Source organism: uncultured Brachybacterium sp., assembly GCF_947500705.1.
Taxonomy (GTDB): Bacteria; Actinomycetota; Actinomycetes; order Actinomycetales; family Dermabacteraceae; genus Brachybacterium.
In genome coordinates this window covers 106,677-119,391 of sequence record NZ_CANMSY010000006.1, presented here as the reverse complement: position 1 = coordinate 119,391, position 12,715 = coordinate 106,677, and the positions used below count along the sequence as shown (strand labels likewise).

The 12,715-nt window shown below is 70.8% G+C and carries 9 protein-coding genes; 3 read left to right on the top strand and 6 right to left on the bottom strand.

What is annotated here, in order from left to right; translation table 11 throughout:
- Positions 1-13: 13 nt before the first annotated feature.
- The 6 genes from Q0937_RS12065 to Q0937_RS12040 form a co-directional block, all read right to left on the bottom strand.
- Positions 14-1,777, bottom strand: a complete 1,764-nt coding sequence (locus Q0937_RS12065; RefSeq protein ID WP_299303923.1) for an HNH endonuclease signature motif containing protein — start codon at positions 1,775-1,777, stop codon at positions 14-16.
- Positions 1,778-2,370: 593 nt separating this feature from the next.
- A complete protein-coding gene (locus Q0937_RS12060) occupies positions 2,371-4,287 on the bottom strand; it encodes an FAD/NAD(P)-binding protein (RefSeq protein ID WP_299303921.1) in 1,917 nt (638 codons plus the stop codon).
- The gene (locus Q0937_RS12055) at positions 4,284-5,114 is read right to left on the bottom strand and encodes an ABC transporter ATP-binding protein (RefSeq protein WP_299303919.1); all 831 of its coding nucleotides are present in this window, start codon (positions 5,112-5,114) and stop codon (positions 4,284-4,286) included. The genes Q0937_RS12060 and Q0937_RS12055 overlap by 4 nt, the downstream gene beginning before the upstream one ends.
- A complete protein-coding gene (locus tag Q0937_RS12050) occupies positions 5,111-6,205 on the bottom strand; it encodes an iron ABC transporter permease (protein WP_299303917.1) in 1,095 nt (364 codons plus the stop codon). Before Q0937_RS12050 ends, Q0937_RS12055 begins: the two co-directional genes overlap by 4 nt.
- Positions 6,202-7,275, bottom strand: coding sequence for an ABC transporter substrate-binding protein (locus Q0937_RS12045; protein WP_299303915.1), 1,074 nt, complete (start codon positions 7,273-7,275; stop codon positions 6,202-6,204). The genes Q0937_RS12050 and Q0937_RS12045 overlap by 4 nt, the downstream gene beginning before the upstream one ends.
- Positions 7,276-7,295: 20 nt before the next feature.
- The gene (locus tag Q0937_RS12040) at positions 7,296-8,477 is read right to left on the bottom strand and encodes a peroxidase-related enzyme (RefSeq protein ID WP_299303913.1); all 1,182 of its coding nucleotides are present in this window, start codon (positions 8,475-8,477) and stop codon (positions 7,296-7,298) included.
- 127 nt (positions 8,478-8,604) lie between these two features.
- Here Q0937_RS12040 and Q0937_RS12035 point away from each other — a divergent pair, with 127 nt between their 5' ends.
- The 3 genes from Q0937_RS12035 (at position 8,605) to Q0937_RS12025 (ending at position 12,709) form a co-directional block, all read left to right on the top strand.
- Positions 8,605-9,645, top strand: a complete 1,041-nt coding sequence (locus Q0937_RS12035) for a LacI family DNA-binding transcriptional regulator (protein ID WP_299303911.1) — start codon at positions 8,605-8,607, stop codon at positions 9,643-9,645.
- The gene (locus tag Q0937_RS12030; protein WP_299303910.1) at positions 9,642-10,658 is read left to right on the top strand and encodes a LacI family DNA-binding transcriptional regulator; all 1,017 of its coding nucleotides are present in this window, start codon (positions 9,642-9,644) and stop codon (positions 10,656-10,658) included. Before Q0937_RS12035 ends, Q0937_RS12030 begins: the two co-directional genes overlap by 4 nt.
- Before the next feature lie 128 nt (positions 10,659-10,786).
- Positions 10,787-12,709, top strand: coding sequence for a glycoside hydrolase family 127 protein (locus Q0937_RS12025; protein WP_299303908.1), 1,923 nt, complete (start codon positions 10,787-10,789; stop codon positions 12,707-12,709).
- The last annotated feature ends 6 nt before the right edge of the window (positions 12,710-12,715 follow it).

Sequence of the window (12,715 nt, the reverse complement as noted above, 5' to 3'; positions counted from 1 at the left end):
GCCTGGGCTCGGGCTAGAAGGGTGGTTCGGTCTCGTGGTGGGTGGGGCCGGGTGGGATGATGCGGCGTCCGCGGTGTCTGGCCCATGCGGCACGGCGGTCTTCCGCGGCGCGTTCCTGCCGGGGCCTGGTCTTCTCTTCGGCGTGGAGCCGGACAGCGTCCTCGTGGGCGCGTTGGTAGGTCCGCCAGTCCCGTTCGAGGGTCCGGGCCAGGCGTGGGGTGACCAGGTCGGTGTCCTCCCTGGCCCGTAGCCGGATGTCCCGTCCGATATCCCACACCGTCTCCAACGGCCCGGCTGTCGTGGTCCCGTCCCCGTGGGCGGGGTCATCGGCGGGGTCCCGGGCGGGGTCGATCAGTCCGGCGGTCTTCTGCTTGTGGTGGAGCCAGCAGAGGCGGTGGAGGTTCCACAGACTGGTCTGCCCACCCTGGCCTGGGTGGTCGTGGTCGTATTCGATGATGTGGTCATCTTCGGCCGCGAGGACCGTCGCCCGGACACAGCCCGGCACCGCACAGACGGGGTGGCGCAGCCGCAGCTGCAGCCGCATCTGCGCGGTCGGGGTGTAGGTCTCCGCAGTGACGGGCAGGTAGGCGCCGGTGATCGGATCGGTCAGGATCCGCTGCCACGTGCTCTCTCCCGCAGCGAGTTCTCGGGCGAGCTGTGCGGGCAGGGGCGTCATCCCGTCCAGCATCGCGGGTGCGTCACTGTGACCCATCAGGGTCAGCGCCGGGACGGTGACCAGGATCTTGTAAGGCCGGGATGTCTCCTGGACCGGGTCGATATCCAGGACCGAGTGGGTCAAGATCGCATATCTGAGGGTCCGCAACGACAGAGCGGTGCCCCGCTCGGCGAGGTCACGATCGATATCGAACGGCAGCGGCCCCTCGACCCCGGCCTCGAGCGCATGGCGCTGAGCTCTTTGGACCGTACGTGCCGCGACGTCGAGGCGGTGGGCGAGGGCCTGGATCTCCGGGATCGGTCCCGTCACCATCAGTGACGCGGTCCCCGTGTCGGTATCGACCCCCACGATCTCCACATTCCGTGACTGGGACGGCGGGGCAGGGAGGCTCCCGGCGGTCGCGAGAGCCACCGCGAGCCGGACATGCTTCTCGAACGTGTCCTGCGAGACCGACGGGATCTCGATGCCGGCCATGTGCGCATCCACGTCCCTCGCCTGGTCCTCGGTGAGGCGGCGGGTGTGGCGGATGAGGTAGTGATGCCACTGCTCGGGCAGTTCCCCGCGGCGCAGGTACGTGAACGTCACCGGCATCCACTGGACCGCCAGGTGCGCGTCACGGACCTGCGCATGGGCCTGGGGGTAGGTGCAGCGCAGCCCCGCGGCGACCTTCAACGCGGTGATGTCGGCGTCATCCAGCAGGCCCTGTACTTCGGGATCCTCCCGAAAGAAGGTGGAGAGCTGACGGAGCTGATGCGCCCGCAGACTCGCCCGGAACCGCATCGTGCGATGCAGATCCAGCACTCGGCCCGCGTCAAGACTCCCGGGGGTCGCTTCCTCGATGATGCACTCCTCATCCAGCACCCGCCGCGCCCGCACCGACCACGCAGGCAACCCCTCCGGCGCAGTCCCCGGCATGGCAGGCGAACCGGGTTCCGTCGCAGCACCGGGATCGGCCGGGTCCTCCGAGCCGGCAGCGGCGGCATCGCGGTCGGCCGGGGCCTCGGCGGCGCGGCTGTCCTCACGCGCAGGGATGCCTGCCAGCGGTTCGCCCGCTGCGTCCGCGTCATCGGACGCGAATTGGTCCTCCTCGAACTCACCCACCGACACCCCTCCCCTCACCCGCCAGCATCTCCAAGAACCGCTTCTGCGATATCCCTCAATACTAATTCCCACGCTCTGTCTACTGAAGGGTCAGCACGAAATGGGGATGAATCTGTGGATAACCCACGAGTGTGGAGGAACGGTTGCCAAGCACCGCACTACGAAGCAGCGAAATACCGGGTAGAACCGGTGGCACCCGTCAGAAGGACCAGCGAAAAGGGTCCGCACCTGCGGCGGCAGGCCCCGCGGGAGCTGCTCACCGCAAACGGGTCCGGCATTGACGATAGTGAATTTCGGCGGGCCGCGGGAGAAATGCTGGCTTGTCAATACGCGCCATGAATATGTGGATAACTTGTACTGGGGAGGAATGGTGCGCCGACATCGAACATGGCCAGCGTGGCAGACGTGGCAGACGTGGCAGACGTGGCAGACGTGGCCGACATGGCCGACATGGCCGACGTACCGGAGGCATCCGATGTGCCCCACACGCCGATGGGCGCACGGGCACAGTTCGCCGCGCGGCGCCGGAGGCCGGGGGGACCAAGCGTCAGGGGCACGCCAGGTGACCGATCTCGGTCAGCGCGAGCCCATGGCTACGCGATGCTCCCCCACCGTGCCTGTGCGTGCACCCGCACCAGGATCTGCTTCGCCGCGACATCCGCGCCCGCCAGCAGCGGTGACGCCACTCCGGGGGTGGCGCCGATCGCGGAGCCGGGCTGGGTGGAGGCCGCGGGGATCCCGAGCACGACCACGGACTCATCCACCGAGCCATCGGCCGCGACGAGGTTGTGCCCACCGAGCGCCTCCTCGGAGATCTCGGCCCGGGTGGCCTCCATGCTGTGGGTATGCACACCGTCCACGGCATGCACGCGGGCACGGCCCGAGTCGAGCAGCGAGCGCAGCAGCGGATCGCTGGTCTGGGGGATCTTCCCCTTGGACATCCGGGTCTCCAGCAGCACGGAGGAGGTGACCACGCGACCGGTGATCGGGGAGGCGGCCCGGAAGAGTCCTGCGCTCTCGTCGGCCTCGATCACCATCTCGGGCCCGATCAGCTCCACCACCCCAGCCTCGATCAGGGCGAGCACGAGGCGCACCCGCTCGGCGGGCGGTCCGGATGCCAGGGCGAGGGAGTCTCCGTCGAACCAACCGAGCACATCCCGGGCGAGGGACTCGCCGGTGAAGGCGCCGTGCCTGGTGAGCCGGCCGACGCGTCCACGCAGGGCCCCCATGGCCCCGTTGACCGCGGCACGCGGGTGCTGCCAGGGATCGGACATGGAGCCCAGCTCGTCGGTGATCAGCCGCCGCACCAGCTGCGCCCAGCTCCTCTCCCCGACCGGTTCGCCATGGGTGGGGCGGTGCAGTTCGTCGAGGGTCCAGGTCCACCGCGGATCGGAGACGGCCCCTGAGAGCACAGCGTCGACCTCCTCCTGCGTGTCGGCGATGTCCAGGTGGGCGAGCCAATCTCCGGCGACCGCGCCGGGTGCGAACTCGATGAGGGCCTCGAGGTAGACGCGGGCGAACTCGCGGGCGAGCACCGGCCAGACCTCGCTCCGGAAGTCGACATCGGAGCGCTCGGTCAGTGCATCGAACCATTCCGCGCTCGCCCAGCGCGGCGCGAAGGGACGCACGGAGCGGCCGCCGTCGGGCTTGGAACGGTAGGGGACGCCGCGCCGCGACCCGACCACCAGCTGCGGTTCGAGACCGCTGGGGCGATAGCGCAGACGTCCGCGGTCGTCTCCCTCGACGGGCTCGAGCTCTCCACCCCATTCGGCGACGAGCTGTCCGATCACGTCGAAGAAGTTCGCCCCCAGACCCCGCACCAGCACTCTCTCGCCGGCGGGCAGGCCGGTGTACGAGCGCTCTGCGGGCATGCCGGGCTCGACATAGCGCAGCGCGAAGCGATCGGCGAAGTCGGCCAGGGCGGTGACGTCGTGGCTGCGCTGCGATTGGACCATCCCCTGAGCGAGCACCACGGTGGGTGCGGCCAGCCGCTGCCCGTCCTGGAGGATCACGACGGTCTCCTCCCCCACCCGATCGAGATCGACCGCGAGGCCCACCATCTCGGTGACCTCGACGGCGCCGGTGGCGATCGCGGCATCGAGCTGGTCGCGGAAGTACACGCCCTGCAGGCGCCGACTGGGGAAGCTCGCCCCGGTGAGCTCCGAGACCTCCTCGAGCACCCACTCCCCCACCGGGTGGCCGCCGTCGGCGCGGACGCGGCGAGCCCAGTCCACCAGATCGGGCCCGGGAGCGGCCGGGCCGCTCATCCGGGTGGAGTCGTCGGGATGCACGGTCGTGGCGTCGGCCTGGGTGTTGTTCAGGTACTGCGCGGGCTGGTCGATCAGCCAGGTGGCGCCGGGGCCGACGGCCAGCGCGTCGACGACCGCCAGGCGCACGGGTCCGGTGCCCGCGGTGATGACGCGGGCCGCGGTGCGCAGCACGGTCGCCACGCCCCGCGGCCCACCGCCGACGATCACCGCATCGAAGTGGTCCGGCACAGGGGTTCTCATCGGACGGCGGCGGGGATCCGGTCGGGCTCGTCGAGCCGACTGCCGGTGCGGGTGAAGCCGGCCGCATCGACCCGTGGGCGCACCTCGACGGAGTCCTCGCGCTCGGACACCTCGACGTCGACCTCGTAGACGGAGCGCAGGATCGGACCCTGCAGGGCCTGCGCCGGCGTGCCGTCGGCGACGAGGTGGCCGCCGTGCAGCACGATCACCTGATCGCAGTAGCGGGCGGCGTGGTTGAGGTCATGGATCGCGATCAGGGCGCTGATCCCTTCCTCGCGGGTGATCTGCCGCACCAGCTGGAGGGTCTCGATCTGGTAGCGCAGGTCCAGGGCGGAGGTCGGCTCGTCCAGCAGCAGGACGCGGGGATCCTGGGCGAGGGCGCGGGCGATCATGGCGCGCTGCGCCTGCCCCCCGGAGAGCTCGGACATCGACTGCTCGGCGATGTCGCTCAGGCCCATCCGCACGATCGCGTCCTCGACCTTCGCGCGGTCCGCCGCGCCGGGGCCGATGCCGAAGTGCGGGGTGCGACCCAGCATCACGGCCTCGCGCACGGTGAGGTCGAAGGGGGCGTCGCCCGCCTGCGGCACATAGGCGACGAGCCGGGCCAGCTCGCGGCGACCGAGGCTCGCGATGTCACGGCCCTCCACGGCGATGCGGCCGTGCTTGGCACGGTGGACCCCGGCGAGAGCTTTGACCATGGTGGACTTGCCGGAGCCGTTCGGGCCCAGCAGTGCGCAGAACGCCCCGGCGGCGACCTCGAAGGAGACGTCCTCGAGAATCCGGCGGGTGCCGTAGGAGAAGGAGAGGTCGGAGACGGAGAGGCTCACTTCAGGGTGTTCCTTCGCGTGAGGATGAGATAGATGAACACGGGGCCGCCGATGAAGGCGGCCACGATGCCGACGGGCACCACCGCCGGGGCGATCACGGTGCGGCCCACGGCGTCGGCGACCAGCAGCAGCATCCCGCCGGACAGCGCCGCGAAGGGGAGCAGGTGGCGGTGGTCGGCGCCGATCGCGAGCCGCGCGATGTGCGGGCCGACGAGGCCCACGAAGCCGATGATCCCGCAGAAGGAGACCACGACCGCGGCGAGGACGACCGACAGGGCGATCAGTCCGATCCGCACCGGGCCGACGTTGACGCCGAAGCTGCGGGCGGCATCGTCCCCGGCGAAGGCGATCGCGTTGAGGTCCCGGGAGAAGAACAGCGTCACCGGGATGGCGATCACGGTGAACGTGCCGAAGATCAGCACGTCGGTCCAGGTCGCGTCGTTCACCGAGCCGAAGGTCCAGCGGATGATGGCCTGCAGGGTGTTCTCGTTGGCGGTGAACTGGAGGGCCGAGGTGAGCGCCTCGAAGATCTGGGTCATTGCGATGCCGAGCAGCAGCAGGGTGGCCACGGCCATCCGGCGGGCGGTGGCGATGCCGAGCACCACGGCGGAGACGGTCAGCGCCATGATCATGGCGCCGGCGATGGTCGCCCACACCGGAAGCTGGTTGGTGCCGGCCAGGGTGATCACGAGCGCCGCACCGAAGGCCGCGGCCGGGGAGACGCCCAGGGTGAACGGACTGACCAGCGGGTTCCGCAGCAGGCCCTGCATGAGCACGCCGGAGACCGACAGCGCGGCACCGGCGGCGAAGGCGAGCAGCACCCGCGGCAGCCGCAGCTGGGTGATGACGGCATAGGAGGGGGCGAAGTCGGCGCTGATGGTGCCGCCGACGATGCTCACCTGGAGGGAGCGCAGCACGTCGCCGAAGCCCACCCCGGCGGTGCCGATGGTGACCGAGGTGATCAGGGCGAGGGCGGAGACCACGACGCCGATCGCGAGGACGAGGGCTTTGCGCAGCTCGCGGCTGCGGGCCGGGCCAGCCGGCGCCGGGGCCGGGGCCGGGGCGGGCCGCGTCTGAAGCGTCGCGGTCATGCCTGGGGCCCCTGGACGTAGTCGGCCGGGTCGCTCAGCTCGGTGTTCTGGAACTCGGTGACCCAACGCAGGAGGTACTCCTCGGGCGCGACGCCGTCCATCGCCTCGGGGTGCAGCCAGCTGCCGAGGTAGAGGGCCCCGATCGACTTGCCCAGCGCGCTGGTGGCCCAGCCGTTGGCGATCGCGACCCGGCCCTCGGCCACCGCGCCCAGCCCGGCCCAGCCGGGGCGGCCGGCGAGATCCTCGCGCAGGGCCTCGAAGCGGTCGACGGGCTCGGCGGAGGGCTCGAACTCGTGCATCACGAACTGCGGGTCGCGCAGCACCACCTCGGAGGGGTCGACGGTCAGCTCCTCCTGGGCATCGCCCCCGGCGGCGTCATCGAAGATGTTGGAGCCGCCGGCCGCCTCGATCATGGCATGGAAGCCGGAACCGGGCAGGGTGGTCAGATACGGCTCGACCGTCTCGAAGTACACCGTGACCGGCTCCACGTCGGCCAGGTTCTCCTCGAAGATGCCCGCGATCTCGGCGCGGAAGTCGAGGACCGCCTGGGCGCCGTCGGCGAGTCCGAAGACCTGACCGAGCAGCGTGAGGGTCGTATCGACCACCTCGGTGTCCCAGGCGGTGGCGATCACGACGGGGATGTCGAAGGCGGAGAGCTGCTCGAGCGCCTCCTGCCAGACGGCGTTGCGCGGGAGGATCACGACGTCGGGGCGGAGCTCGGCGATGGCCTCGTAGTTGAGCTGGTCCAGACCTTCGGCGATCACCTGGTCCTCGGCGAGCTCGAGATAGGGCAGACGGTCCAGGGAGGCGCGGTCCACGCCGACGACTCGATCGCCGGCGCCGATGGCGCGCACGAACTCGTTGGAGTAGCTGTTGACGACGACGGCGGTCTGCGCGGGGCCGGGCAGGACCACCTCGCGGTCCTGGTCGTCGACGACGGTGAGCTGCTCGGTGGTGTCGGCCTGTCCCTCGACGGTGACCTCACCGCAGGCGGCGAGACCGAGGATGGGGAGGGTGGCGAGAGCGGTGCCGAGCAGGGTGCGGCGACGCAGGGAGGAGGCGGTGGTCATAGGTCCTTCTTCGGGGTGTTTCAGACGGAGTCGGGAAGTGAGGGGTCGCCGAGGCTGAGCATGAGGCGGTTCGCCCAGGCGAAGAAGCCGGCGGCGGTGAGCAGGTCGGTGATCTCGTGATCGTCGAGGCCGAGTTCGCGCAGGGCGCCGATCTGGGCGGTGCCGAGAGCAGGGCGGGGGCGGGACAGCTCGGCGGCGGCGTCGATGATCGCGCTCCAGCGGTCATCGTGACCGTCGGCCAGCGGGGCGAGCTGCGCGGCGATCCAGTCGGCGTCGCGCGCGAGCGCGGCGGCGAGCAGGGAGTCGACGTCGGCTTCCCGCTTGGAGAAGCCGGCGGCCTTGCGCGCATGCACGGAGGCGCAGTAGATGCAGTCGTTGACCTTGCTGGTGACGGCTGCGGCGAGTTCGCGCTCGGCCTTGGGCAGGCCGTCTCGAGGCAGGAAGATCGCATTGTCGAGCTCGCTGCGGGCTCGCGTGATGCCGGGGGTCAGGGAGAGCATCCGGAAGTAGACGCTGTTCACGCTGGCCTTGGACGCGAAGGAGTCTCGCTGCTGATCCGTCAGCTCGTCCTCGGCGGGGACCTCGATCCACGGCTCCCACAGGAGCTGGTCGCGGGTGAAGGCGGCGGGGCGGGTGCGCCCGGTGGGGGTGGTGCCGCCCTGCGCGGCGGCCCGGCCGCGGGATCGCGGGGTGCGGGCCGGGGCATCGGCCGACGGGACGTCGATCCCCTGCAGCGCGGCGAGGCCGGCGACCAGCCGCTGGAGGTAGCTCTCGAAGGACACCAGCTGGCTGATCAGCACCACGGTGCGGGAGTCGTGGCCGACGGCCGCAAGCTGCTGCTGGTCGGCGAGGGTGGCGAGCGCTGGCGAGATCGAGAGCAGGTCCACCTGGTCACGCAGCGCGGCGAGCGCGGGATCGCTGGTGAGCGGGTCGGCGGCAGTCAGCTCCGGGGAGGCGCCCTGGGCCCGGTGCCAGTCGGCGAGCACACCGCTGCCCTGCCAGTCCGCGGCGACCGCGGCGAGCGCGTGCAGCACGGGAGCAGAGAGCACCTGGGGTTCGCGGTAGAGCGCGTCATAGGCGCCGCGGGTCTGGGAGAGGACCTCCGGGCGCAGCGACTCCAGCGCCCCGCTCGCCTCGGCGGCTCCGGTGAGGACCGCATCGAGGATCTGGTGGGCGTCGTAGGACTGCTGCTGCTCGGACATCCTGCCATCTTATGCGCCACCTAAGCTGACCTAAGGGTCCTGGTGGTGTGGAAGCAGTCACGCCCGAGGTCGCGCGGTATCCTCGCCGTGAGCTCGTGCGCCATGTGCACGGCGATCGAGGAGGACCATGGCGCCCACGATGAAGGAGGTCGCGGCGCGAGCAGGCGTGTCGACGAAGACCGTCTCCCGCGTCGTGAATGACCATCCGAGCATCAGCGATGCGGTGCGCGAACGGGTGCGTCGGGCCATCGACGAGCTCGACTGGACACCCAACGCCCATGCGCGCTCCCTGCGCACCGGACGCACCGGACTGATCGGTCTGTCCCTGGTGGATCTCAAGGCCCCGACCACGGCGGGTCTGGCCCAGGCACTGGTCGTCGAGGCCGAGCGGCAGGGGCTGCGCCTCTCGATCGAGCCCTCCCGTGGGCGGCCCGAGCGGATCGCGCAGACCTTCGCCTCCCGGGGCGCCCTCTTCGACGCAGTGCTCCACATCGGCCCTCTTCCCCTTGGCTGCGAGGCTCCGCCCTTCGACCCGGACCGGCCCATCATCGGCCTGTGCACGGCCTCGACCGCAGAGGCGGAGCATCCCGCCGCACTGGATGCGATCGACAGCGATGACGCGGGCGCGGCGCGCTCCCTCACCCGGCACCTGCAGCGGGTCCACCATCACGACGTGGTGCTGCTCGGTCGCGAGGCGGAGCTGCCCGATGCCTTCCTCGACGAGCTCATCCGCGCCTTCCCCGGCGCGCCCGTGCTCCGGCCCGAGATCCGCCCCGGTTCCCGCTCCACCCACCTCGCCGATCGCGCGGCCGGCCGGGAGCTGGCCGCGCGCGCCCTCGAGCGGCACCCCTGGGTGCGAGCGCTGATCTGCGCCGATGACGAGCTCGCGATCGGGGCGCTCTCGCTGCTGCGGGAGCGCGGCCTCGACATCCCGGCCCAGGTCGCGCTGACCGGCTACGGCAATATCGACGATGGGCACTTCTCCACCCCCTCACTTACCACGGTCGACCTCGATCTGCCGGAGATCGCCCGGCTCGCCGTCGAGCTGATCTCCCGGCGCACCAGCGGGGACCGCAGCTCCCCGCAGCGCATCGTGGTGCCGACCACCCTGATCCGTGCGGAGTCTACCCTCGGTGCGAGCACTGCTGAGCATCGGTGGCGGAGATGATGCGCGTGACCCTCGCGGATGTCGCCGCGGCCGCAGGGGTCTCCACGGCGACCGTCTCGCATGTGCTGCGCTCAGCCGAGCGCAACGACGGCACGATCCGGGTCTCCTCGAGCACCCGGGAGACGGTGCATCGCGTGGCCGGGGAGCTGGGATATGTCCCCTCGGCCGCAGGACGCGGACTGGCACTGGGTGCCGTCGAGCGCATCGCGATCATGGTGCCCAACCTGGTCCAGCCGTACTTCGCCAGGATGGCCGAGGCGCTGATCCTTGCACTCGAGGAGCGCGGCCTGAGCACCACCCTGCGGCTCGCCCGCGATGCGGAGGCGGAGCGGGATGCGCTGCTGGGTGTCACCACGCGGGACGTCGCCGGCCTGATCGTGTGCCCGCACTTCCTCTCCGAGGAGCTCCTCGACGGCGCCTCCCCGGCACTGCCGACGGTGCAGGTGGGAGGCCTGCCCACCCCGGGGATCGATGCCGTGGTCATGGGAGAACGGGAGGGCTTCCTCACGGCGACCAGGCATCTGCTGGACCTGGGCCGACGGCGGATCGCCTATGTGGCCGACCCCTGGCTGCCCTCCCATGAGGGGCCCCGCTATCGCGGATATCTCGAGGCCCATACCGAGCGGGGACTCGAGGTGGACCCCGCGCTGGCCATCCAGGGCACGGACTGGGACCGTCGCGAGACCGGGCTGGAGGCGATGGTCGGCCTGCTGCGCTCGGGCGCTCCGTTCGATGCGGTCATGTGCATCAACGACGCGGCGGCCGTCGGTGCGATGCGCGCCGCCTCGCTCGCGGGCCTGCGGATCCCGCAGGACGTCGCCTTCACCGGCTTCGACAACACCGAGGAGGCCGCCTACACCACGCCGCCTCTGACCTCGGTGGACCCGGGCGTGCCGGAGATGGCGCAGCGGGCCGTCGCGATGCTGATCGCACGGCTGGAGGGCGAGGATGGTCCCGCGCGGCGTGAGAGCGCACCGCTCGAGCTGATCGTCCGTTCCTCCACCGGCGGCTGACTCCGCTCCAGCACTCCTCGGCCGACGTCATGCGGCGGGACGGTATTTCCAACGTTGTGTCCTCTCTTGACATCGCTTAATCGAGCACTCAGGATGGCCTGCATCACATCTCGATGAGGAGTTTCTCTGTGCCTGCCCTTCCCTCGCGCTCCACCCGTCCGGCTCCGGCACTCCCCCGCGCCCAGCGCCAGCAGGGACTCCGCCCGCTGGACCTCTCCGAGGTCGTGCTGAACCCGCGAGGCAGCCTCGGCGCCTGGCAGGAGCTGAACGCCTCCGCGACCATCCCCCACTGCATCGCGCAGCTCGAGAGCTCCGGGGTGATCGACAACTTCCGGCGGCTGATCGGGGAATCCGGCGCGGAGCATCGCGGCTTCGTCTTCGCCGACTCGGACCTCTTTAAGGTCATCGAAGCCGTCGCCTGGGAGATCGGCCGCTCCGGCACCACCGCGCATGACATCTGGCTCGACGAGATGATCGCGCTGATCGCCCGCACCCAGGAGCCCAGCGGCTATCTGCACACCTGGATCCAGGGCGTGCACCCGGAGAAGAAGTTCGCGGAGCTGCACTGGACGCACGAGCTGTACGTGCTGGGCCATTGGCTGCAGGCGGGCATCGCCCTGGCCCGCACCGACGGGCGCACGGACCTGCTCGACCTCGCGGTGCGCTTCGTGGACCTGGTGGAGCGTCGCTTCGGACCCGGCCGGGAGGATGGCATCCCGGGTCACCCCGAGATCGAGACCGCCCTGGTCGAGCTGTTCCGCCACACCGGCGAGCAGCGCCATCTGGACCTCGCCCAGCACCTGGTGGACCAGCGCGGGCGCGACATCCTCCCCGGCGGGGGCTTCGGCTCCCACTACTTCCAGGACCATCTGCCGGTGCGCGAGGCCGCGGACCCCACCGGCCATGCGGTGCGTCAGCTGTACCTGAACGCCGGCGTGAGCGATCTCTTCCTCGAGACCGGCGAGGCCGCACTGGGACAGGTCATGGACGAGCAGTGGGATCGGGTCCACACCCGCAAGATGTACCTCTCGGGGGCCTTCGGCTCGCGTCATCGCGACGAGTCCTTCGGCAACGACCACGAGCTGCCCTCGGACCGCGCCTATGCGGAGACCTGCGCGACCATCGCTGACCTCCACTGGACCTGGCGGATGATGCTCGCCGGTGACGATCCCCGCCATGGGGACGTCATCGAACGGGAGATCCACAACGCGCTGGCCGCCTCGATCGATGCCACGGGGACCCGCTTCTTCTACTCGAACCCGCTGCAGCGCAGGCCGGACCGGTTCGACGAGGAGAACGCGCCGGCCGAACGCCAGGAGTGGTACTCCTGCGCCTGCTGCCCGCCGAACATCGCGCGCACCATCGCCCAGCTCGGCGCCTACGTCGCCGCCTGGCGGCCGGGAGCGGCGGGAGCGAGCCTCGAGCTGCTCCAGCTCACCGACATGTCCGTCTCGCTCCCTGCCGAGGTGGGCGTCGGGACCCTCCACGTCGAGACCGACTATCCCGCCTCCGGAGTCCTCCGCCTGCGCCTGTCGCCGCTGAGCGCCGCTGAGGGCGCGCGACTCGGGGTGCGGATCCCGGGCTGGGTGCGCAGCGGCTCGGTCACTGCGGCCGACGGCGCGGAGCGTCCGCTGAGCGATGGAGAGCTCTCGTCCCAGCGGCTCGAGCTCGCCCTCGAGGACGTCGACGGCACGGTGCTCATCCTCGACATGCCTCCGCGCTGGACGCATTCGCACCCCCGTGTGGATGCGACCCGCGGCTGCGTAGCCCTCGAGAGGGGACCGATCGTCCACTGCGTCGAGCAGATCGATCTGCCGAGCGGCGTCGAGGTCGACGACCTGCTCGTGCCCGCCGAGACGACGGCGAGCGCGAGGGACGACGGCGGCCTCGAGATCTCGCTGCTGCACCGCTGCGACGGCGGGGAGCTCTACCGCTCCGCCGACGGCGCGCACCGCTCGGACGACCGGATCACCGTCTCCACGACGCCCTTCTCCCGCTGGGGCAATCGCGGGCCCGGAGCCATGCGCATCTGGCTGCCGCGCGAGCACTGAGCTTCA